This is a genomic window from Capsulimonas sp. (genome assembly GCF_039929585.1).
Taxonomy (GTDB): Bacteria; Armatimonadota; Armatimonadia; order Armatimonadales; family Capsulimonadaceae; genus Capsulimonas.
Map to the genome: position 1 here is coordinate 18,175 of NZ_JBDSQY010000212.1, position 21,601 is coordinate 39,775.

A 21,601-nucleotide genomic window follows, 5' to 3' on the forward strand; every position below is an offset into this window, starting at 1 on the left:
ACAAATCCAAAGGTTTTGTCGATTCTACGGCAAGACATCTTTATGCAGCATCGGTCACTTTCGCTTGAGACAGTGATTTCTCACCCAATCTATTTCTGTTGCGGCTATCGGCCAGGCCCAATATAAATCGGACCGTTCGTGTTCGCGGCGCCGAAAACGATCGTGCCGCTGCCCGCATTGTAGGCGCTGGGATAGGAATTCGAAGCGTTGTAGGGATACTGCTGTGGATTAGCTCCATATCCAGCGGGCGTATTTCCGTTTGTCGTTGCGCCGTTTGCGACTGGATTGCTGGCGGTCTGCTGGGCAGAGGCTTGCTTCTGTGCGGCAAGGGCCTGCTGCCGCTGCTGCTCGGCCTGCTTGCGTGCGTTCTCTCTTGCGAGGGCCTGACGGGCATCGCGGGCCGGGTCGTCGTAGATGATCTTCGCCATTTGCAGAATGGGGGCGCCGGACGCGGTGCGGCCGACTGAGCGCCGCGCGGCGTCAGAATATACACAGTCTTCCAGTTCGTGTGTGTCTGAGCGGCGATCTCACTCATGGCCTTTGCGACTGTCAGTTTTGAAGCCGATAGCGTCACCGATCCGTCCAGCGCGCCGTCGATCCGCGCCAGCGCATAATCGGCGTCCGCAATCCGGGCGACGGCTTCTGCTGCTGAGAGCGATGTCTGGGTAAAGGGGACGCGCGCTGTCGCATCCACGAGCGCCTGGACTGGAGCATCGCCGTCAGACTTCGTCACGACATACATTTTGACGAAATCGGCGTTGAGCGCGTTCGCCAGCGTATTGACGGCATCGAGCCGCGCGCCCGGGCTATCGGCGTCCCCGACATGGAATGTCACTCGGCGGCGGAACTCCCCGCGCAGCTCAATGTTCACGCCGTACTTCTCCGCCACTTGAGCGGCGGCCACCGGCGCGCGACTGGCGTAAATGTCGAGAGTAGCGGCGGCGTGCGCCGCCGGCGCGGCGGCGACTGCCAGGGCGGCGGTCACAAGGGACGCCATTAATGGAAGCATTTTCATGGCTTCGGCCTTTCACTGCAAAGATTGTGTCTTGGGCTAAACGCGGATATTGGGAGCGCCCGTGTTTGCTGTTGACTACACTTTACAGCGGCGGCATGAAGCGATGATGAAGACAAGCCTATTTTGGGATCGGATCGCTAAAGTTTGTAGCGCGCCAGAAGTTTCCCGGCCTGGACCGTGTGTCCCGACGCCATCAGCAAGAAAAAGGCGCTGAGTTTGGGATAGACCTTCGGATCGCTGCGATAGCGCTTGCGCAGCAGATACCAGCGCACCGGGAGACGCAGGTCCTGCGCGATGTAGGCGAACGAGGATTTGAAATACTTGCGGCGCAGACGCTGCGTGGTCTCCAGGTCCCGATACCCGAACTCGACGGATGGTTCGATTTGCGTGCCTTCGCCCCAGTCGTTCCAGGTGACCAGCTGCACTATGGACGCCGAGCTCTTCAGCGCCCGCTCCAGGGTGTCAGCATACGTCTTGCCGCTTCGGTCTTCGATATGACCATAGGAGTTACCGACGCCGGCTTCGTGATAGATATCGTCAAACCGGGGATAGGCGGCGGGAATGGAGACGGGCCAGCCAGCCGCGCGCGTGTAGAAACTATCCATCTCCTTCCGCGCTCCATCGGTCCCGCCGCCCGGCGCGGGCCAGTCGAACCCGCCCTCGGACGCCGACGGCAAGCGGCGGTCGTTTTCAGTAACGTACAGCGGCTTCACCGCCAGCACCGACAAGATCTCGCTCCACTGGGCGTCGTTGTAATAGGGATCGCCGAACGTAAGAAACACCGGCCGGACGCCCTGCTTGACGTAAGACGAAGACGAAAAAAAGTTTGCCTGGGTCCACCGCATCAGATCCTGCCCATGCCGGACGGCGTCTTCCGCGCGGATCTTGCCGCCCTTGATCTCGTTCGGCACGGTCTGAGATTCGTAGCAGAGCGTGTATTTCATGCCGGCGCGCTTCAAAACCGAGGCGAACTTCAAAGAATTGCGGTTATTTGCGGCGTAATCGTAATAATCATCTCGTCCGTACCAGTCGATAATGGCGCCGTCAATGCCCGCCGCTTTCATCAAGAGGACCTGACATTCCAGGAGGTCCGGGTCGTTCGAATCGTATAAGCCGACCAGTGGTCGAAACTGGGAGGCGGCTTCCGTGCGTCCCCCCGCGCGGTCCGGGTTGAAGTGGTTCATGGTCCAGTGCCATCCCCACGATCCGCTGAAAGCCTTGCTTTGATACCATGGCATGTAGTGCGCCAAAATCAGCGGCTGAGCCTCTGCTTTCGCGCGAGAAGGCGCCGCAGCGGCAGTGGCGCCAATGCATGCCCACAGTGCGGCGCCGAGCACAAAGCCGGCGCCGGTTCGTTTGAGAAATCCCGCTCCCATTGACTGTCGATTCCATTTCTTGAATGTAGCGAACAGCCGCGCCTTCGGTGAAAGCGCGGCTGCAAAAAGTGATCTCTGCGAATTGACGTGGATTAATTGATCCCGCCGAACTGATAGGCGTCTTTCACGTAGATATTCTTATACCAGTTGATGGAGCCTTTGCGCATGGCTTTGACATGTCCGTCGGCGAACAGGAAATTGCTCATCTCGGTGTGCCGATAACGCGGCATCATCGGCGATTGATTCCAGGTATCCCACGGCGGATTGTTCGCCATATCGGGCGTCAGATCGCGATCATGGTCGGGCAGGGCGTCGAGATGGTCGGAATATGTGTAGTTGTTGGCGGCTGTGCCGCCGCCGTTGGTCCACATGCCTTCCCAGGTCTGGAACTGCGGCCAGCTGGCGTTGCCGGTATTCATGCCTTTTTCACAGACCATCACTGTGTCCGAGGGGGCGTCAATCACGGAAATCGCCACGGTTGTTGGAGTTCCGTACGGTGCGCCGTCATGGAACAGGTCATAGTGGGCGCCGTAGGTTCCAGGCTGATCGGCAGTGGCGGTCGGGCAGCGCCACACGCCGCCGGCGCCGCTGTAGTATCCGTTGAAGGAGTAGACCTGGCCGTTTTTGATATACGGGCTAACGGCCTGATACCATCGCACTTCCTGTCCTGCCCCATCATTGTAATGCAGCATTGGGAATTTCTCGTCGTAATCCTGAATATACTGCATGGTCGCCAGGCCGATCTGCTTCTCGTTGGAGGCGCAGGTGATCTGGCGGGCCTTTTCGCGCGCCTTGGCGAAAACGGGGAAGAGGATCGCGGCAAGGATTGCAATGATTGCGATCACTACTAGCAGTTCAATTAATGTAAATCCCGTTCGTTTCATGTGCATAAGACCTTTCCTACTCGGAGCGACGGTGGGTTCGAACATCGATGGCGACTGTGACTGAGAATACATCGCACTGGATAGATACTGCTGTATCGATATTGCTGATATCAATATACCATGGCTTGCTCTGCGTGTCAATAGTGTATTTGCAATAATTTTATTCTTAGTTTGAACGAGGAATTTTGTTCGATGGGAATTCACAATTTGCGTTCGATGTCGTTGACAATGAGGGCGTCCCGTGTTATACTCAATTCACAGATACAGTTGTATTGATTATTTGAGAACTCGAGTATTATATTATGGCGAACCCACTGGCGGCCTCGAATAAAAAAGCTCCCCAAGGGCGTGTTCCCGCGTACCAGCGGATCGAGGAAGACATTCGCAGCAAAGTGAAGGACGGCCGGCTGGCGCCGGGGGCGATGCTCGCCAACCGCCATAATCTGGCGCGCGAGTACGGCGTGGCGCTGTCCACGGCGCAGCAGGCTATCGCCAAGCTGACGGCGGATGGCGTTCTTGTAACCTACGACCGGCGCGGTACGTTCGTTTCGCATCCCAGCGCCGGGGACGCCAATGGAACGGCAGGGGGCAATGGAGCTTATGCGCCTCCTCCCGCAGCCATCATCCCCGAAAAGCGCGCCGGACGCACATCCGAGGCCTTCTCGGAGTCCGCGTCACTCTCTGGGAAACCCGTCTCCATGACGCTTGGGATCGTGACTGCGTCGCGCATCGACACGATGAGCTACAGCGATATCGAGATCTTCTGGTCGTGCCTGGCGATCCGTTCACTGGAGCAGGTGTTTTCCGAGGCGGGCGGCGCGACCCGTTATTACCATTGGCGCGGCGAGAACCAGGAAACGTGCCCTCAGGGGCTGCCGGAAGACTACGCCGCCTCGATCCATAACGGCATCGCCGCCGTGCGCGCCGACGGCGCCGACGCCATTGCGGTGGTGGGCTTCTGCGACGCCACGAACGTCTCCGATGAGATCGTGCGCGCCGTCGACATCGAAAATGTCCCCTTAGTCTACATCTCCTGGCACGAAGTCCAGCCGCCGCTGGCGCAAGTGTTCTACGACAACAGCTTCGCGGGCTATCAAGCCGCGCAGCATCTCCTGCGCCAGGGATATCAAAAGCTGGTTTTCATGGTTCCATTCGCGGACGCCTGGATCACGGACCGTATTGCGGGGGCGCGCGCCGCGATCCGCCACGCCGGACTGCCGGAAGACACCCTCCGCCTGTACTCCCCGGAGACGCCCCTGGAGACGTACGATCGGCCCAGTGCGCCTTCGCGCATGTACGAAATCGCAACTGAGTTTTTCGTGAAGGAGTGGGGGCCGCTTCGGAGCGCGCAGCCCTGCGGAATTATTGCTCCCAACGACGACACTGGTTTCCAAATTATGGACGCCGCCGAAGAGCAGGGCTGGGCGCCCGGACGGGACTTCGGCCTGGTCGGCTTCGACGACGATCCGCGCTCCTGCGCGCGCGGCCTGACGACCGTGCGCCCACCCATCGAAGCTATGGGCGAAGAAGCCGGACGTCTCCTGCTGCGCGCCCTGCAAGGCGACAAAAACGGCCAGTCCGTCCGCCTGCGCTCGCATCTGATCCCGCGCGCTTCGACGTCTCTCGGGACGAAATAAGGCGCAGCAAACCGAATTACCAAACACATACTGTAATATTTTTCGCAAAAGCCCGCTCAGGCGCAACCTGAGCGGGCTTTTCGTGTCTACCCATATGTCACAATAAATCAGCTGTTCACATGTTCAATACCGGAGGCATATCATGGCTCATTCGTCCCAACCTATCAACGCTCGGCGCGGCCTCCTGATGGCCGCCCTTCAGATGTCCGTTGTTTCACTCGGGGCCGCCTCAGCGCAGTCCGCCGCTTTCGCGGCTTCCACGCCGAAAGTCAGCGCATCCGCTTCGGCGTCCGCCACGCAAGGCAAGGCGCTGATCAAATTGACGGAAGCGAAGCTGAAGGCCGCGAAGGCGATCACATTCTCCAGTAAGACCAGTTTCATCGGGCTGGGCGCAGAGGCGCCGGCGCCGACCACAGCCACCGTCGCCTGGCAGCGACCGGGACAATTTGCGGGCAGCATCATAGTGAATGGAAAAGAAACCGGCAAGGTGGTTTCGACGGCCGACGGCGGTTATGTCTATGACGCCGTCAGCGATCAGTACCGAAAGACCGACAAGGGAGATACCCTCGAACTGACGCTGATGACTACGGTACAGGCGTCGATGTCCGTGCTTCCATCCATGGTGGGGATGAGTTTTCCCATGGTCACGCAGATGCTGACCCAGAAGCATCCATTTCTCATGGAGCTGCCCCCGAACGCAAAAACTGCGGTTCAGATCCGTTCCTATCCCGGCCAACTGAACGGCGTCGCGGTCAACCACATCACACAAGCGATCACCGGCGCGATGTCGGCGACATTCCATCTCTACACCGACCGCAAGACCAATCTGCCTGTGCGTTATGCGATCCTCGCCAAAAACAGCGGCAAGGAAACGGGGATCCAGATCGATTTCAGCGATTTCAAGACGGAAAGCGCGCCGCTTCCCGAGTCGACATTTCAATACACGATACCCACAACGGCTAAGCTTTTTACGCCTCCCGCTCAGACGGAAACGCAGGAGCAGCCCATTCTCCCGGCCGGAGCCGTGGCGCCTGACTTCGCGGTTCAGGACGTGACGGGCAAAACTGCCCACTTGGCCGACTTCTCAGGCAAAGTGGTCGTACTTGACTTTTGGTCGACATGGTGCGGCCCCTGCCAGGCGTCCCTGCCCGCCACGGACAAGCTCGCCAAGAAGTACAAGGGTAAGAATGTCGTGTTCCTGCCTGTCTGCTCGTGGGACGATAAGTCGGCGTTCACTCCCTGGGTCAAGCAGCGCAAAAACTGGACGATGAAGTTCTACTTCGATCCGGCGGGACGCGGCGCCAAGAATATCGCCTCCGGGCTTTATAAAGTCTCCGGCATTCCCACACAGTTTGTCATTGGCAAGGACGGCAAGGTCGCAGTGGGTTTTGTAGGTTACGACGGCGCGGAGGGGGAAAAGAAGCTCTCCAATGCGATCGATAAGGCCCTCGCGGGCTCGTAGTCAATACGTCCCCAAGTCCATCATACACAGACAAGCGGCCCCCTCAGGTTTTGATCCGAGGGGGCCGCTTGGCGCGCCATGCAACGCTCGAAAAAAGCGAAGGGGAACTTTTGCGGTGATCTTGTCGCCTTACCAGCAGATCCAAGCGGGATCAAGGTTTATTCCTCAAGGGAACGAAGGAGTTACGTAATGAACAATCAAAACAAAATGGTGGCGCTGGCGCTGGCCAGTTTCGCGCTCGCCGCGCCGATGATTTCCGCACACGCCGATGCCAACAGCGATCGCTTGAAGCGGGACGATGCGCTGCATAACACCCAGAACCGAAATGCGGCGCGGCTGAAGCACGATGACGAACTGCACAACACACAAAACCGTAATGCCGCTCGCTTGAAGCATGACGACGAGCTGCACAACACGCAGAACCGTAATGCCGCACGGCTAAAGCATGATGACGAACTGCATAACACCCAGAACCGAAACGCGGCCCGGCTGAAGCATGATGATGCGCTGCACAACTATCAGAACCGCAACGCCGCCCGCCTTGCGGCGGACCGTAAGGCTCGCTGGGCAGCAGTCCAGGCCGCAAAGGCCGAGGCGGCGAAGAAGCACTAAGCTTTGGCTTACCGATTAAAAAAGCGCCCCTCTCCAACGTTTTGGGGAGGGCGCTTTTTTTTTATTTTGCGCTCAGCGTTGATTGCAGACGCTCGAAATCGGCGTCGGTGATTTCAAAGACGCTGCCGTGCCGCGCGTTCACAGGGAAATCCGCCTCGGGCAAGATGCGCCAATTGAGGAGATCGTCAGACACAGAGACGCCATATCCGTTCGCCATACAATAGTCGTAGGCGAGATACCACGGTCCGGACTCCGACGGACGGTAAAGCGACGGTCCTTCCGTGAGCTGCGGCGTAATCGCCTCGGTGACAACGGTATAAGGACCATCGAGCGCGGGAGCAGTTGCGACGCGCATAAATCGATGCTCGCCGTGTTTGTAGCCGAAGCGCTCATCTTTGAAGATAATATACCACACCCCATTCCAGGGAACGATGGTGGCGTCGATCACCGTGTACCCGGCGTCGAGAAGAATTTTTGGCGGCGTGAACGTCCCGAAGTCTTTGGTGCGGGCGCAGAAGATCCGGCTATCGTCCCAGCCATGTTCTCCATAAGATGTCGACCAGAAAACGAAGTAGTTTTCCTGATCTTCGTCGTAAAAGAACTCTGGCGCCCAGGCGCTTCGCGCCCGCTCATCGCCCCGAATGATGGGGATGTAGCGCTGATCTTCCCAAGTCACCAGATCGCGGGATCGGGCGTAGCCGATGTCGCGTCGCGTCGGCCCGCCGGTCGCCACCAAATGAAACCATCCGTCCGGCCCCTTGCGAATAAAGGGATCGCGGATGATGTACTGTCCGGCGATTGAGTTCAAGGCGGGCTTGTTGTCGTTGAGCGGCGTCCACTTCACTCCATCGTCGCTATAGGCCAGATGGAGCGATTCAGACGACATCGTTTCTTCTGTCAATAATACAGATTCGACGCCGTTGGGAGTAATCTCAACGCGATCGCCATAGATCTGCCGAAAATAGCTGAAAATCCACATCTGTTTACAAGCTCCGCAGGAACTCCAGAACCTTTTCGGCATGCTGATCGACTTTGACCCGTGGGTAGATCTTCGCGATCTTGCCGTCTTTGTCGATCACGAATGTCGTGCGCTCAATGCCCATATAGGTTTTGCCGTAGTTCGTCTTTTCCTTCCAAACGCCATAAGCCTCGGCGATAGCGTGGTCGGGATCGGAGACGAGCGGGAAGGGGAGCGTGAACTTTTCCGAGAACTTGGCGTGGGACGTGGCGTCATCGGGGCTGATCCCCAAGATCACCGCGCCGACGGCTTCGTAATCGGGCCGATGGTCGCGGAAGCCGCAGGCCTGGGTGGTGCAGCCGGGGGTATCGTCCTTCGGATAGAAGTAAACGACGACGTACTTGCCGAGGTAATCGGCGAGCGAAATTGTGCTTTCGCCTTCGCGAGTAACGGCGGGCGCGCTGAAAGCGGGGGCCTCGGCGCCAACGGTGATTTCGGACATTGTATCTCTCCTTCGATGTTTAGTAAGAGTTACGGGCGCGCTGGGCGCTCCCAAATCGGCTCGGCGGCGCCCGCCCGGTGGTTGGCGAGACGAGCGAGAACGAAAAGATGGTCGCTGAGACGGTTTAGATAACGCTGCAATTCGCCGCTGACCGGCTCCTGGGATGCAAGCGAAGTCACCAATCTCTCTGCCCGGCGGCTGACGGCGCGCGCGATGTGCAGCTGCGCGCCGCCTGGCGATCCGCCAGGAAGAATGAAGTGTCGCAGCGGCTCCAGCTCCGTTTCAAAGGCGTCGATCTCTGCTTCCAAACGCTCCGTGGCGTCGTCCTGGATTCGAGGAACCGTGTCGCCACGCTCCAGAGGCGTTGCGAGATCGGCGCCGACCTCAAAGAGCTCCCCTTGAATGCGCGTGACCACGGCGCGCACCTGGGCGTCCTCGATCAGCGGCAGCGCCGCGCCGAGAAAGGCGTTGCACTCATCGACGGTCCCATAAGCCCAGACGCGCAGGGCGTCCTTCGAGACGCGCTGGCCGCCGTAAAGGCTCGTTTCACCGGCGTCGCCGGTCTTGGTGTAGATCTTCATAAGGGTAACTTTTCCGAAGGCTGAGCCTCTGTTTCCGGCGTATAAAATCGCGTGACGTCTTCCATGAAACGGGTCACCGGCGAATGGGGCAGGAACTTCATAATGTCCGAACCGTAGCGCTTGGTCACGAGGCGCGTGTCGAGCAGGGCGACCACGCCCCGGTCACCGACGCCGCGCATCAGGCGGCCGAAGCCCTGCTTGAGCCGAAGCTGAGCCTGGGGGAGGGCGTAGTCGTTGAACCAGTCGCCCCCTTCGGCCGTGATCTGATCGACGCGCGCTTTGTGCAGGGGGCTGTCCGGCATGGCAAAGGGGATACGGTCGATGATGACGAGGCGCAGTCCGTGGCCGGGAATATCGACGCCCTCCCAAAACGACTGTGCGCCGAGCAGCACGGCGTTTTCCTGGGATTTGAACGCCTCGACCAGGCGCGCATTCGGCATCTCCCCTTGACGCAGCAGCGGGTAGGGCAAGTTCGCTCCCAGCAGCTGCTCGTGCACGACATTAAGCGCCCGATGCGAGGTGAACAGCAAAAATGCGCCGCCTTTGGAGGCGTCGAGCAGACGGATGATCTCCTCGACGACTTCGTAGGCGTAACCCGGCGCTTCGCTTGGCGGCGGCAGACGGCGCGGGATGTAAACCAGCGTATTGGCGGCGTAATCAAACGTAGAATCGACGAGGGTTTCCGTGACCTTGGTGTCCTCGGGAGGAATGCCGAGGCGCTCGCGAAGATATTCAAAGCTGCCGTTGGTGGAGAGGGTCGCCGAGATCAGCGTGGCGCCGACCCGCCGGTTGTGCGCCCAGAGGGTGGGGCCGAGCAGCGGCGCTACGGAGATCGGCGTGTAGTGCAGGGTTGTGATCGGGCCGCGGCGTCCGCCGCGATTTTGCGATCCCCAGCGCAGATAATTTTCGTCTTCGCCCTGGAAGATCATCGCCAATTCTTCTTTGGCGCGAGTGCACTGGCGACGCAGGCCATCGATCCGATCCTTCATGACAGGATCACCGCTGGTGTCCTGCTTGAGCAGTTCCAAAGCCAGACGATCCAGCAGCGCGCCCACGCCCGCGACTTGCGTTTGCGCGTTCTTCAGCGCGTGTGGCCCTTCCAAGGCTTCGCCCACGTTGAAATCGGGCTTGTTGATTCCGGCGAAGGGGCTGAATAGCTCCAGGCTGGACGCCTCCAGCGCCTTCAGACGCTCCTGATCCAGATCCAGCCGACGCGAGGCGCGTTTGACTTTATCGATGAGCGACGGAAGACGTGACGACGAGAAGGCGACCCCAAAGGCGCCGGCGGCGGCGGTTTCCAGATGATGCGCTTCGTCGAAGATCACGTAATGATAATCCGGCAGCAAGTTCGCGTTCTGCTCGCCGCGTCCGCGCACGGCGAGATCGCTGAAGAACAGCGCATGGTTGACGACCAGGATGCTGGCGTCCTGCGCCTCGCGCTTCATATTGTAGTAGAAACAGCGGTCAAAGAAGCGGCACTCCTGGCCCTTGCAGGTATCGACATTCGCCCGAATATCCATCCAGCCAGGATACGTGAAATCAAGCTCGGCCACGTCGCCGGTCTCGGTCGTTCCACTCCATTTGCCGATTTGAATGAACTGCGGATCGCCGGCGGTCCAAAGCTCGCCCCGGCAGACATCATAGTCTTGGAGGCAGAGATAGTTGCCCCTGCCTTTGAGCACGGCGGCTTCAAATGGCGTTGGCCAGATCGACTGTAGAAATGGGATGTCCTTCTCCAAAAGTTGGTTCTGCAGAGCGAGGGTCTGAGTGGAAATAACGACCTTACGCTCCGGTGTCGCCATGGACACGGCGGGGATCAAGTAAGAGAGGGTTTTACCGACGCCCGTCGCAGCCTCAATGAGGGAGACGCCGCCGCGCTTGCGCATCGACTGGAGTACGGCGGTGGCGACGGTCTGCTGCTGCGGCCGAACGGAGAATCCCGGCAGGGCTTTCGCGAGGAGGCCGTTCTTAGCGAAAAATGAATCGATCTTACTGCTCATTCTGTCCTTTATTGTACCTGTCCGCGCCCATCGCAGCGCCGCTGATGTTTAGATCCCCGCATTTCAGGTTAAAACTCCGGTGTGGAGAGCGACGTTCCGAGGGATAAACTTCCGAAGACCCCGAACTCCAACCCTGTTACCAAAAGACCAGACCGAATGAGGAGAATGATAATGAAAATCCGAACCCTTTGTATTGCCGGAGCCGTCGCGGCTGCATTCCTGTCCTTCTCCGCGCCCGCAACGCGCGCCGCCGACATGTCCTCAATGAGCGGCATCGATTACAAACCTTTGATCCATCCGATGTGGGACTACTCGGACCTTCAGCATGCGAAAACGTATGGCCTGACGGATTCGCAGGTCGCGACCGTGGCGAAAGTCTCCTGGATGACCGGCTGGAGTTTCGACGCCGTACTGGCGATGGTTCAGCGCGGCGAGAGCTTCGGTATGATCTCCCAGAAGGCGAACCTTCGCCTGAACGATGTCATGGACTCCAGTGAAGTCGAGAGCCAGATCGCTGCTTATAAAACAGCCTACGAACACAGCGGCAAGGGCGCCATGATGTCCGGCAGCATGTAACGGATCCTGCTAGTCATTACGTAGACACGGGCTCGAAGGACGATCGCGGATCGTCCTTCGAGCCCGTCGTCTTGAGCGACCAGTACGACCAGAGAAGCGCCGCGCACAGCGCGCCTGCGACAGCACCCGCATCGTTGAACGCCACGGACAGCCCAATCGCCGCCAGGCCCGCCTGATAGATTGCGCGTGTCTGCACAGAAGCCGAAGTGAAGACGACGCGACGAGATGTCAATACGCCCGCAATCGCTCCCCAGAGCAAGAGCGCCCACGCGCTGCGCCACAGCAGCCGGCCTTCCACGGCAAGCTTGCGCGTCACGATGTCTGCCCATTCGCTACCGCCCGATTGCCGCAATCCCATCACCGCCTGTCCTAAATGCGATTGGCGTCCCGGATTGAGATGCGAATCCAGCAGGGCGACGGCGAGCACGACCATCAGAGCCGCTCCGACAACGATCGCCGCGCGGCCCACATTCCACCGGACGCCGCGCAGCGAGCCGAAGTAAACCAGCAGCGTTCCCACCGAAACGATCACGCCGCCCGCTTTCGCTCCGACCTGCGGCGCGCCCACCAAGCCTGCCGTCGCCAAAACAAGAATCAGCAGGGCGCTTCGCGCCCCCGCCTTTTCCGCGCTTGCGGCAGTCACGAGAACGGCGCCGATAAGCGCGCCCATCATCTCATTGCCCACGCCATAGTAACGCGCGCCTTCGACAATCGAATACCCCAGCAGCGAGAACTTCAGCAGTCCGAGCGGCGCAAGCATATGCAGCACGACGGCGCACCAGATCACGGCGCACAATCCTTGCAGCGCCACAGAGGCGCCAACCACGCGCGCGCCGGACAGCACCGTGGAAAGCAGGATGATGGCGGCAAAGACAAAGGACGTGACGGACTGGCTGACGACAAAGGCGGCAATCGCCGCGCCCAAAACCAGAGAAAGAATGTCCGGGGTAGGGACATTCCGAAGACGCAGCAACGTGACAGCCAGGATCAAAAGCCCGGCCATCACCGCGAACACAGGCAGCAGTTTCATTCCTTGCCGCTGGATCGCCGCCTTCCGGTCAAGGCGTTCCAGGATCTGGAGAGCCCGTGCCGCTGGGCGCACGGCAAAGTCCGCTTCGTGATGGTAGCTGGGCTGTTTAAAGTCAATCTCTGCGGTACTGTCGGCGGCGGTCAAGGTCGCGCCAAAGTACCCCGCGACAAAGCCGGCGACATCCGTGTTCGCGATCAGACCGGGCGTGCGCGTGGACCGGCTTGTGAGCAGGCCCGGCGCGATATCCGGCCCGGCGATAACCAGCGGGGCCAATCGATAGCCCGCCGCGTATTCACGGTCATCCACGGCGGGCGACAAAATGATGAGGCGGGCGCCGTATCGCTGCGCGTACTGCGCGGCCTTTCCCACCAGGCGGTCGGCGCCGGGCCAGTCGGCTGGAGCATCCATGATGACGGCGGTGTTCACTCTGGGCGCCAAGGAGAAAAAGAAATCGATGGGAATTGCCGCCACGACGCCATCCCCATCCGTCGCGACGAGCGGCGCATACGGGCTGTCCGTCGCGTAAATCACAGCGCCGACGCTCTTCAGGGTCTTTCCGAGCCGGCCCGGCGCGACACGGTAACCGACGCCGCGATTTGCGTTTAGCACACGCGGCCAGTTCAAAGCGACCAGATCTGACGAAGCCGATTGCTGCTCCATTCGGCGCTCGAACAGCTCCCAGGCCTTCACGCCGGGCGAAACCTCATTTATGGAAGGCGTGAAAGCGCTGTCGAGGGGATCACACGCCGCACGCGCGCCAGCGCCAAGCGTGAGAACCGCGCTCGACACGCTTTCGCGGCTGCGGTCGCCAGAAACACGCGCGGCGCGCGTGTTCATCAGCGCGACGGCGCCGTTTTCCAGCAATCGATGCAGATTGGGCGCCGGAGCGGCCTTCCAATCGTCGAGCGTCGCCGGCCGCAGCAGCAGCATGACGGCGACACGCTGGTCGGACTGCGCGGCAGCCGATACACTGAAGGCGACAGTCGCGAACAAAACCAGCAGCGCAAGATAAAGCCCCCGCGTCAAGACCGGAACGCCTTATCGATTGCTTGATGCACGTTGTCCACGCCGATCACTTCAATGCCGAGGCGCGCTCTGGACAGGCCCGCGAGCGAACGAGCGGAGACGATCGCGCGTTTAAACCCCATGCGCCCGGCTTCGCGCAGTCGCTGCTCCATATGGCCGACGGCGCGCACCTCGCCGCCGAGGCCCACTTCCCCGGCGACCACCGTATGCTCGTTCACGGCGATCTCACGGAAGTTCGACGCGGTGGCGACCGCGATGGCCAGATCCGCCGACGGTTCGTCCACGCGCACGCCACCCGCGATGTTCACGAAGACATCATATTTGGCGAGCGCTAAGCCTGCTCGCTTTTCCAAAACGGCGAGGATCAGATTGACACGATTGGAATCGACGCCCGAAAACGTCCGGCGCGGACTGGCGAGATACGACGGCGCGCAGAGCGCCTGCACTTCCACCAGCAAAGGACGCGTGCCTTCCACAATGGGAGAAACGCATGACCCAGTGACGCGCTCGCTGCGCTCGGACAAAAACATTTCGCTTGGATTGGCGACCTGCGCCAGTCCCTCCTCGCGCATTTCGAACAGGCCCAGCTCATCCGTCGATCCGAAACGGTTCTTCACGGCGCGCAATACACGATACGCGTAATGCCGATCTCCTTCGAACGTCAGGACTGTATCGACCATGTGCTCCAGCACGCGCGGCCCGGCCAGCGCGCCTTCTTTGGTGACGTGCCCGACAAGGAAAATGGGGATGCCGTGCCCCTTGGCTGCCTGCGCGAGCATCGCCGTGCACGAACGCACCTGCGACACGCTGCCCGCCGCCGAGTCAATTTCCGGATGCGTCATCGTCTGGATACTGTCGATGATGACAACGGACGGGCGCTCGGACGCGATAGTGGACGCGATCAGCGTCACATCGACTTCGTTGTGCAGTAAGATGTTAGGGGAAGCGACGCCGAGGCGTTCGGCGCGCAGCTTGATCTGCGTCGCCGACTCTTCGCCTGAGACATAGAGAACGGTCCCGCCGGCGTTCGCCAAAAATCCCGCCGCCTGCGTCAGCAGAGTACTCTTACCGATGCCGGGATCGCCGCCCACCAGGATCAGAGCGCCGGGAACGATGCCGCCACCGAGCACGCGGTCGAACTCCGTAAGGCCCGCGGAGAGACGGCCTTCCAGAGCCACGCTTGGAACATCCGTCAGCCGCGTCGGCTGCGCACGCGTGATCAGGCCCAGCGTCGCCGCGCCGTTGGTGCGTGCGATGGCTGTTTTGGAGGGAGTGATCGTGACCGATTCTTCCAGCGTGCCCCAGGCGTCACACCCCGGACACTTGCCAAGCCACTTCGGCGTTTCGTAGCCGCACTCGCGGCACACATGCCGTGTTTGAATTCCCTTCGCCATAGGTGTTATTGTACCTGATATCCAGTGGACAGAAGGCGCAAAACCCATCTTCGGCGTCGAACAGATGCACGCTATTTTTGTTTCCAGCGCGCAGTCTCCGAGATTCATTTGACAGCGCATATCCCGTGTGCTAGAATCAAGAAAGTAAGCGCCGCGTGGCGCATGGAGAACCCTTATGCCCTTATTGCGTGAGACGCTCGAAGCGCTGCTCGCACTGCAGCAGATCGATACGCAAATTCAGCGAACGCGAAAGACGCAGGCCGGACTGGACAACGGCGCCGAAGCGCGGACCAAGGCGACGGCGATCCGCGCCCAGGCGAACGCATCGAACCAGGAGTATCACAAGATCGCCGCCGATCTCAAGGACACCGAGCTGAAGCTTGCTTCGGTCGAGAACAAGGCGAAGACCAACCAGCAGCGGATGTACCAGGGCGCGATCACCAACGTGAAAGAACTCGCCAACCTGGAAAAGGAAATCGAGTCGCTGGGACGCCAGCGCTCGGACCTCGACGGCCGCGTGCTGGAGCTGATGGAAGAAGCCGAAGCGAAGAAGACCGCCGCCGAACTTGCCGACGCCGAAGCGGTTCAGGCCGAAGGACATCATCAGTCGACGGTCGCGCAGTATCATTCGCGCTTTGGAACCCTGGGCGGGGAATTGACGGAGCTGACCGCGCAGCGCAATGAGGCGGCGAAGCAGATCGAGGACAAGACCCTGCTGAAGCGCTACGACGATATCCGCGCGCGCGCCGCCGGCGTCGGCATCGCCCGCGTGGTCGACCGCACCTGCGGCGGCTGTCATATGCAGCTCGGCTCGCAGGCCATCAACATGGCGCTGGGCGGCGACGATCTCGCCATCTGCGAAAACTGCGGCCGCATGCTCACGAAATAAACCATGGCGATTGAACCCATAACTCCGACGGCTACCGCCGATCCCGCGCTCGCCGCCAGCGCCGCAGCGACGCCTCCCGTCGCCGACTTCGAGGAAACGCTGAAGCGGCTGGTGGACCGGATCGCCAAGGTGATCCAGGCGGAAAAGTGCGTTTTCCTACTGCACGATCCCGTCGCGGGCACACTCTACCCGACGCGTCCCGCCCTCGGATTGACCGAGGAAGACCTCGCTCGTATGGAGCGATCGATCTCGGAAGATGGCGTTTCGAGCGAGGTGTTTCGTAACAATGTCCCGCTGATCCTCTATGATGCGCTGTGCGATCCGCGCGCAATCGTCGAGAACCTGTCGCGCTACGGCGTCCGAAACGCCGTTTCGGTGCCGCTGGTCGTGGAGAAGCGCGACGAGGACAATCGTGTGCTGGACCGGACGGTGGTCGGTGTGCTGCACGTCTTCAATAAACGGGGCGGGGGAAAGTTCACCGATGAAGACGTACGCCTGCTCCAGCGTATGGCGATGAACGCAGCCGCCGTGATTTCGTCGGCGCAGGTTTACCGGGAAGTCGTTCAGGAGAAACAGGAGTTTATCCAGACGATCGACAGCCTGGTCGCCGGGCTGCTGATGGTAGGCATGAACGGGCGCTTGCAGCAGATCAATCCGTCCGCGCGCGCGATCCTCAACATCAAGCCCGATGTCCCGCTGATCGGCGTTTACTACTACCGGGCGATCCATAACGACAAGATCCGTATTCTCCTGGGCCGCGCTTTGTCGTCGCAAAACCCGGAACTGGCCGACGAAATCAGTATCCCGGCGACCGAGGACCAGAGCGAGCGTATTTACCAAGTCCAGTGCGCCCCCGTACGCGACACGCAGGGCGCCACCGTGGGAATCGTCGCGATTTTCAACGATATCACGGAGATTCGCGGCGTCGAACGGATGAAGACGGCCTTTATTTCGACCGTCTCGCATGAGCTGCGCACGCCGCTCACCAGCATCAAGGGATTTATCTCGACGCTGCTGGCGGATAACGAAGGATTTTACGACGAACCGACGCGCCGGGAGTTCTATGAGATCATCGACACGGAATGCGACCGTCTGACGAGATTAATCAAGGATCTGCTGGACATCTCCCGTATCGAGCAGGGCCGCTCGATGCAGATGTACTGGGAACAAGTCGATGTGGTGACGCTGGCCCAGAAGGTGTTATCGGCGCAGCGCGCTTATACGAAGGACCATGTCTTAAGTCTGGATTTCTCGGATCACTTCCCGACGATTGAAGCCGATCCGGACAAGATCGATCAGATCCTGACGAACCTCGTCAACAACGCGATCAAGTACTCGCCGCGCGGCGGCGCCGTGCGTGTCATCGGCCGCCATGTCGAAGGAACCGAAGGGTATGTCTCCATCCGTATTACGGATGAGGGGATGGGCATTCCCCGCGAGCATCTGCCGCGCTTGTTCGAGCGCTTCTATCGTGTCGACAACCGCGACAACCGTGAGATCGGCGGCACGGGTATTGGCCTGGCGCTGGTCAAGGCGCTGACTGAAGCGCACCACGGCCATGTGACCGTGGAGAGCGAGCCTGGGATCGGAACGACATTTACGCTGATCCTGCCGATTTCGCAGGCGCATATTTCGGAGGCGCCCCATGGCCTTGCCTCCAAGTAACGGCGATCTGGTCGTTCGCATTCAGCGCGAGCCGGATGCATTGGATCTGCCGCTGCCGTCGTACGCCACCGCCGAAGCCGCCGGTATGGACCTGTACGCGGCGCTGACCGAAGACGCCATTCTTAAACCTGGCGCGCGTTTATTGGTCGATACCGGTATTCGGATTGCGCTGCCGGCAGGCTATGAAGCTCAGGTCCGACCGCGCAGCGGTCTCGCCGTGCGCCATGGATTGACGGTGCTGAACTCGCCAGGGACGGTGGACAGCGATTATCGGGGCGTGATCAAAGTCCCTCTCATCAATTTGGGGCAAGAAGATGTCATCCTGCGGCGAGGAGATCGGATCGCTCAGATGGTGGCGGCGCCCGTGACGCGCATCGAGTGGAGCGCCGTGGAAGAGCTGCCCGCGACCGACCGCCATGAAGGCGGCTTCGGCCATACGGGCATGGGAAGAATGGGAGAGTAGTATTGGCCCAGGCGATGGATTATGACGGCCAGGCGTCGTGTGCGACGGCGGACGGCTTGACACAAGAAGTCTATGCCCTGCTAGCGCAGGCCAATCTGTGCCGCATCCGCGGCAACTGGCCCGACGCCGTGGAGAAATGCATGGCCGCCATGCGCATGGACCCGCAAAGCGTCGCCGCTCATAGCCTTCTTGGCGACATCTACGAGAACAAAGGCTGCCTGGACGACGCCATCCAATGGTATCGGATGGCGCTGGATATCAATCCCGACAGCCCGGCGGATCAGCAGAAGCTTGAGCGGCTTCTGGTGCAAAAGAGCCGAGTGCTGGACCGGACCAAGCCCGCGCCTGCTCCGCCTCCACAGCCCCCCATTGCCACGACGGTCATGCCGGCGGAGGAAAAGGCCGGCTGGGTGCGCGATCCCTTCAAAACGCTGCGCATCACGGCGTTTTCTTCCGCTGCCGTGGTTCTCGCGATCGTGATCGTCGCGATGCTGGTGTCGCGTTCCCACAGCGCCGGGAACGCCGCCCAGTCGCAGATCGCCACGCCCCCAGTCGTCCTCACCTCCGACGGGCTTACCACCACCGACGCAGGGGAGGGGCGCGGCTCACTCTCCGATGTCCGCGAGGCGGCCGATCAGCGTCTGCTCGCAGGCATGCGCGCCGACACGGACCTGGCGGGACATGGGGTCACTGTCACGGATATTCAATCGGACCCGCGCGTGGGCCGCGCCACGGTCTCGATCTTAATTGCCGCGAAAGACAGCGTGTCGCTCAACCGGGACACGGTCGCAATCGCTATCCTGCGCGCGGCCCATTCCGCGATGCGCCTTACCGACCCTTCCACCTACACCGACGTTACCGTCCGGGTGCTCACACCTGTTTCCACTGACGCTTCGACGATCTCCGGCGCATCGCTGGCGGCGATCGCCGATGTCAGCCGCGCTAACCAGACGCTGCTGGAAGGAGACATCGCGCTAATGACCGGCGCGCAGCGCCAGCAGATGCTGACGCATCCCTGGTGGTCCGGCTCCGTGATCGATTCTCCTGCTTCCTAAACACGGCTTTCGCTCAAGCAGGCGGGGGTTGACGCGCCACGCCGCGCCCTTGTATAATGGTTGTGCGATAATTCACAAACGACCGCGGAGCCATCCCGGCAAGCTCGATCATCAGAGGGAAGATTACGTTGAATAGCAGCCCGAAAGTGCCGATGCCGACATTGGAGCGGTTGGCGACGTATCTCCGTTACTTGATCGATCTGGACGCCTCCCATGTGGAGACCATTTCCTCAACCGATGTGGAGCGGCAGACCGGCATCAACGCCGCGCAGTTCCGCAAAGACCTTTCCTATTTCGGCGAGTTCGGCAAACCCGGCGTCGGATACAATGTCTCCGAGCTTCAAGGGCGCATCGCACGGATCCTCAAGATCGATCAAATGCAGCCCGTCATCGTCGTCGGCGCCGGTAACCTGGGAAGCGCGCTGATCGGCTATCCCGGCTTGCAGGAGCACAAGTTCCACATTGCCGCCGCATTCGACCGCGACCCGGCGAAGATCGGCCGACGCCAGAACGATTTGACGGTTTTGGACGAGACCCTGCTGGGCGAAGTCAACGCGAAGATCGGCGCGCGGATCGCGATCCTCTGCGTTCCGGCAAACGCGGCGCAGCATGTGGCGAATGACGCCATTGCCGCCGGCGTGCGCGTAATCCTCAACTTTGCTCCTATTATTTTGAAAGTCCCGGAGCGGGTCGTCGTGCGAAACGTCTCGTTTTTGCAGGAACTCGCCGTGCTTTCCTATCACCTTTCCAGCGAAACGCCGACCTAGACGTTTGCTTCGAAATCCTCCAACCCAAAGGTAATTCTCATGACGCAAACACGTATCGAAAAGGACTCCATGGGTGAGTTCGCCGTACCTGTCACGGCTTATTACGGCGCTCAGACCGCGCGCGCCGTCGACAACTTCCCGGTTTCGGGCGTTCGCTTCTCCCGTCCGTTTATCCTGGCGCTTGGCGCGATCAAGCGCGCCTGCGCCGAGACGAACGTGGCTGAGGGTCTGCTGGACGAGACCATCGCGAAGGCGATCTACCAGGCCGCCGATGAAGTCATCGAAGGCCGCTGGGATGATCATTTCGTCGTCGATATCTACCAGACGGGTTCGGGCACCTCGACGAACATGAACGTCAACGAAGTGCTTTCGAACCGCTCCATCGAGATTATGGGCGGCGTGATCGGCTCCAAGACGCCCGTGCATCCCAATGACCATGTCAACAAGAGCCAGTCATCCAACGACGTGATCCCGACGGCCATCCATGTGGCCGCCGCGCTGGAGCTGGAGAACAATCTTCTCCCGGCCCTGCGGACCCTGCACGCGGCCCTCAGCAAGAAGGCGGCGGAGTGGGATGATATCGTCAAGATCGGCCGCACACACTTGATGGACGCGACGCCCATTCGTCTCGGCCAGGAAGCCTCGGGATGGGCGCGTCAGGTCGAATTGTCCATCGCGCGTCTCGAATCGGTAAAGCCGCGTCTCATGGAGCTTGCGATCGGCGGCACCGCCGTCGGTACGGGGATCAACTCTCCCGTAGGCTTCGGCGCGGGCGTTTCGGGGCGGCTTGCGGAGCGCTTCGGCTTGCCGTTTGTCGAGGCGGAGAACCATTTTGAAGCGCAGGGCAGCCAGGACGCCGCCGTGGAGCTGGCGAACCAACTGTCCACCGTGGCGAGTTCGCTGCTGAAAGTGGCGAACGATGTCCGCTGGCTCTCCTCCGGACCGCGCTGCGGCCTCGGTGAGATTTCACTGCCGCCCGTGCAGCCCGGCTCCTCGATCATGCCCGGCAAGGTCAATCCCGTCATCTGCGAGCAGCTCATGATGGTGTGCGCCCAGGTCATCGGCAATGCAAACGTCGTGACGATCGCGAACACCCACGGCAACTTGGACTTGAACGTGATGCTGCCCGTGATGGCGCGCAATGTGCTGGAATCGCTGACGTTTCTGTCGAACTCAGTCAATGTTTTCACGACGAAGGCAATTGATGGACTGACGGCGAATAAAGAGCGAGCCGAATCGCTGGTCGAGTGGTCCATGAGCATGGTGACCTCGCTGGCGCCGGTCATCGGCTACGACAGCGCGGCGAAGCTGGCGAAGCGCGCGGTGGATGAGAAGAAGACTGTACGCGACTTAGTAACGTCCGAAAATATCCTCCCCGCCGATCAAGCGGCGGAACTGCTGGATGCGCGTAAAATGACCGAGCCGGGCGTCGGCGCCGGCGGGGAATAATTCTCCAGAGGAGACGATTATGACTGAGCAAACTCCGGTCAAGGTGCTGGTCTGGGACGAAGCGCCGGCGCACGCGCCGCGCGAAGTTTATCCGCAAAGCATCAACGGCGCAATCGCGGCGTTTCTGAACGAAGACGGAGCGGGACGGATCGAAGCCGTGGCCGCAAACATCGACGATCCGGAGCAAGGCTTGTCGGAACAGGCCATCGCCGATGCCGATGTCATCATCTGGTGGGGCCATGCGCGCCATGAGGAAGTTC

At 60.5% G+C, this 21,601-nt stretch carries 19 protein-coding genes and 1 pseudogene; 11 read left to right on the top strand and 9 right to left on the bottom strand.

Going from position 1 to position 21,601, the window contains the following annotated elements; genetic code table 11:
* Window positions 1–40: 40 nt before the first annotated feature.
* From ABIZ35_RS15595 to ABIZ35_RS15605, 3 genes are all read right to left on the bottom strand, one after another.
* Window positions 41–1,015, bottom strand: a complete 975-nt coding sequence (locus ABIZ35_RS15595) for a hypothetical protein (RefSeq protein ID WP_348220842.1) — start codon at window positions 1,013–1,015, stop codon at window positions 41–43.
* A 137-nt stretch (window positions 1,016–1,152) separates the two neighbouring features.
* Window positions 1,153–2,391, bottom strand: a complete 1,239-nt coding sequence (locus ABIZ35_RS15600) for a glycoside hydrolase family 71/99-like protein (RefSeq protein WP_348220843.1) — start codon at window positions 2,389–2,391, stop codon at window positions 1,153–1,155.
* 92 nt (window positions 2,392–2,483) lie between these two features.
* Window positions 2,484–3,281, bottom strand: coding sequence for a DUF1559 domain-containing protein (locus tag ABIZ35_RS15605; protein ID WP_348220844.1), 798 nt, complete (start codon window positions 3,279–3,281; stop codon window positions 2,484–2,486).
* A 296-nt stretch (window positions 3,282–3,577) separates the two neighbouring features.
* On the opposite strand from ABIZ35_RS15605, the gene ABIZ35_RS15610 reads away from it, so the two are divergent.
* The 3 genes from ABIZ35_RS15610 to ABIZ35_RS15620 all read left to right on the top strand — a co-directional run bounded on the left by ABIZ35_RS15610 (window position 3,578) and on the right by ABIZ35_RS15620 (window position 6,986).
* Window positions 3,578–4,912 carry a substrate-binding domain-containing protein gene (locus ABIZ35_RS15610; protein ID WP_348220845.1) on the top strand — a complete coding sequence of 445 codons (1,335 nt, stop codon included), beginning with the start codon at window positions 3,578–3,580 and terminating at the stop codon, window positions 4,910–4,912.
* Between the two features lie 142 nt (window positions 4,913–5,054).
* Entirely contained in the window at window positions 5,055–6,374 is a 1,320-nt protein-coding gene (locus ABIZ35_RS15615) for a redoxin domain-containing protein (RefSeq protein WP_348220846.1), read from the top strand.
* 189 nt (window positions 6,375–6,563) lie between these two features.
* Window positions 6,564–6,986, top strand: a complete 423-nt coding sequence (locus ABIZ35_RS15620; RefSeq protein ID WP_348220847.1) for a hypothetical protein — start codon at window positions 6,564–6,566, stop codon at window positions 6,984–6,986.
* Between the two features lie 61 nt (window positions 6,987–7,047).
* On the opposite strand, the gene ABIZ35_RS15625 is transcribed toward ABIZ35_RS15620, so the two are convergent.
* The 4 genes from ABIZ35_RS15625 to ABIZ35_RS15640 all read right to left on the bottom strand — a co-directional run bounded on the left by ABIZ35_RS15625 (window position 7,048) and on the right by ABIZ35_RS15640 (window position 11,027).
* Window positions 7,048–7,872 carry a glycoside hydrolase family 43 protein gene (locus ABIZ35_RS15625; RefSeq protein ID WP_348220848.1) on the bottom strand — a complete coding sequence of 275 codons (825 nt, stop codon included), beginning with the start codon at window positions 7,870–7,872 and terminating at the stop codon, window positions 7,048–7,050.
* Window positions 7,873–7,969: 97 nt separating this feature from the next.
* Window positions 7,970–8,446 (bottom strand): thioredoxin-dependent thiol peroxidase, encoded by a 477-nt coding sequence (gene bcp, locus ABIZ35_RS15630; protein WP_348220849.1) that lies wholly within the window; start codon window positions 8,444–8,446, stop codon window positions 7,970–7,972.
* Between the two features lie 29 nt (window positions 8,447–8,475).
* Window positions 8,476–9,027, bottom strand: a complete 552-nt coding sequence (locus ABIZ35_RS15635) for a cob(I)yrinic acid a,c-diamide adenosyltransferase (protein ID WP_348220850.1) — start codon at window positions 9,025–9,027, stop codon at window positions 8,476–8,478.
* A complete protein-coding gene (locus ABIZ35_RS15640; RefSeq protein WP_348220851.1) occupies window positions 9,024–11,027 on the bottom strand; it encodes a helicase C-terminal domain-containing protein in 2,004 nt (667 codons plus the stop codon). Before ABIZ35_RS15640 ends, ABIZ35_RS15635 begins: the two co-directional genes overlap by 4 nt.
* Window positions 11,028–11,198: 171 nt before the next feature.
* Here ABIZ35_RS15640 and ABIZ35_RS15645 point away from each other — a divergent pair, with 171 nt between their 5' ends.
* Window positions 11,199–11,603 (top strand): hypothetical protein, encoded by a 405-nt coding sequence (locus tag ABIZ35_RS15645; protein ID WP_348220852.1) that lies wholly within the window; start codon window positions 11,199–11,201, stop codon window positions 11,601–11,603.
* 16 nt (window positions 11,604–11,619) lie between these two features.
* Here the strand turns inward: ABIZ35_RS15645 and ABIZ35_RS15650 are convergent, their stop codons facing one another.
* Entirely contained in the window at window positions 11,620–13,659 is a 2,040-nt protein-coding gene (locus ABIZ35_RS15650; protein ID WP_348220853.1) for a hypothetical protein, read from the bottom strand.
* On the bottom strand, window positions 13,656–15,053 hold the full coding sequence (gene radA / locus ABIZ35_RS15655) for a DNA repair protein RadA (protein WP_348220854.1): 1,398 nt from the start codon (window positions 15,051–15,053) through the stop codon (window positions 13,656–13,658). The genes ABIZ35_RS15650 and radA overlap by 4 nt, the downstream gene beginning before the upstream one ends.
* 175 nt (window positions 15,054–15,228) lie before the next feature.
* On the opposite strand from radA, the gene ABIZ35_RS15660 reads away from it, so the two are divergent.
* From ABIZ35_RS15660 to ABIZ35_RS15690, 7 genes and pseudogenes are all read left to right on the top strand, one after another.
* Entirely contained in the window at window positions 15,229–15,942 is a 714-nt protein-coding gene (locus ABIZ35_RS15660) for a C4-type zinc ribbon domain-containing protein (RefSeq protein WP_348220855.1), read from the top strand.
* Between the two features lie 3 nt (window positions 15,943–15,945).
* Complete coding sequence (locus ABIZ35_RS15665; RefSeq protein ID WP_348220856.1) at window positions 15,946–17,607, top strand: ATP-binding protein; 1,662 nt, start codon at window positions 15,946–15,948, stop codon at window positions 17,605–17,607.
* The gene (gene dut, locus ABIZ35_RS15670; protein WP_348220857.1) at window positions 17,588–18,070 is read left to right on the top strand and encodes a dUTP diphosphatase; all 483 of its coding nucleotides are present in this window, start codon (window positions 17,588–17,590) and stop codon (window positions 18,068–18,070) included. Before ABIZ35_RS15665 ends, dut begins: the two co-directional genes overlap by 20 nt.
* A 2-nt stretch (window positions 18,071–18,072) precedes the next feature.
* Complete coding sequence (locus ABIZ35_RS15675; RefSeq protein ID WP_348220858.1) at window positions 18,073–19,125, top strand: tetratricopeptide repeat protein; 1,053 nt, start codon at window positions 18,073–18,075, stop codon at window positions 19,123–19,125.
* A gap of 128 nt (window positions 19,126–19,253) precedes the next feature.
* Complete coding sequence (locus tag ABIZ35_RS15680; protein WP_348220859.1) at window positions 19,254–19,892, top strand: redox-sensing transcriptional repressor Rex; 639 nt, start codon at window positions 19,254–19,256, stop codon at window positions 19,890–19,892.
* A 39-nt stretch (window positions 19,893–19,931) separates the two neighbouring features.
* The gene (locus ABIZ35_RS15685; protein ID WP_348220860.1) at window positions 19,932–21,341 is read left to right on the top strand and encodes a class II fumarate hydratase; all 1,410 of its coding nucleotides are present in this window, start codon (window positions 19,932–19,934) and stop codon (window positions 21,339–21,341) included.
* Window positions 21,342–21,360: 19 nt separating this feature from the next.
* Window positions 21,361–21,601: pseudogene (locus ABIZ35_RS15690) on the top strand (trehalose utilization protein ThuA); the annotation flags it as partial.

Bases quoted from the DNA above. Each gene is read 5' to 3' on its own strand.
- ABIZ35_RS15620 (WP_348220847.1), top strand. From the start codon at position 6,564: ATGAACAATCAAAACAAAATGGTGGCGCTGGCGCTGGCCAGTTTCGCG.
- ABIZ35_RS15685 (WP_348220860.1), top strand. From the start codon at position 19,932: ATGACGCAAACACGTATCGAAAAGGACTCCATGGGTGAGTTCGCCGTA.
- ABIZ35_RS15610 (WP_348220845.1), top strand. From the start codon at position 3,578: ATGGCGAACCCACTGGCGGCCTCGAATAAAAAAGCTCCCCAAGGGCGT.
- ABIZ35_RS15615 (WP_348220846.1), top strand. From the start codon at position 5,055: ATGGCTCATTCGTCCCAACCTATCAACGCTCGGCGCGGCCTCCTGATG.
- ABIZ35_RS15635 (WP_348220850.1), bottom strand. From the start codon at position 9,027: ATGAAGATCTACACCAAGACCGGCGACGCCGGTGAAACGAGCCTTTAC.
- ABIZ35_RS15660 (WP_348220855.1), top strand. From the start codon at position 15,229: ATGCCCTTATTGCGTGAGACGCTCGAAGCGCTGCTCGCACTGCAGCAG.
- ABIZ35_RS15645 (WP_348220852.1), top strand. From the start codon at position 11,199: ATGAAAATCCGAACCCTTTGTATTGCCGGAGCCGTCGCGGCTGCATTC.
- dut (WP_348220857.1), top strand. From the start codon at position 17,588: ATGGCCTTGCCTCCAAGTAACGGCGATCTGGTCGTTCGCATTCAGCGC.
- bcp (WP_348220849.1), bottom strand. From the start codon at position 8,446: ATGTCCGAAATCACCGTTGGCGCCGAGGCCCCCGCTTTCAGCGCGCCC.
- ABIZ35_RS15625 (WP_348220848.1), bottom strand. From the start codon at position 7,872: ATGTCGTCTGAATCGCTCCATCTGGCCTATAGCGACGATGGAGTGAAG.
- ABIZ35_RS15595 (WP_348220842.1), bottom strand. From the start codon at position 1,015: ATGAAAATGCTTCCATTAATGGCGTCCCTTGTGACCGCCGCCCTGGCA.
- ABIZ35_RS15665 (WP_348220856.1), top strand. From the start codon at position 15,946: ATGGCGATTGAACCCATAACTCCGACGGCTACCGCCGATCCCGCGCTC.
- ABIZ35_RS15640 (WP_348220851.1), bottom strand. From the start codon at position 11,027: ATGAGCAGTAAGATCGATTCATTTTTCGCTAAGAACGGCCTCCTCGCG.
- ABIZ35_RS15600 (WP_348220843.1), bottom strand. From the start codon at position 2,391: ATGGGAGCGGGATTTCTCAAACGAACCGGCGCCGGCTTTGTGCTCGGC.
- ABIZ35_RS15605 (WP_348220844.1), bottom strand. From the start codon at position 3,281: ATGCACATGAAACGAACGGGATTTACATTAATTGAACTGCTAGTAGTG.
- radA (WP_348220854.1), bottom strand. From the start codon at position 15,053: ATGGCGAAGGGAATTCAAACACGGCATGTGTGCCGCGAGTGCGGCTAC.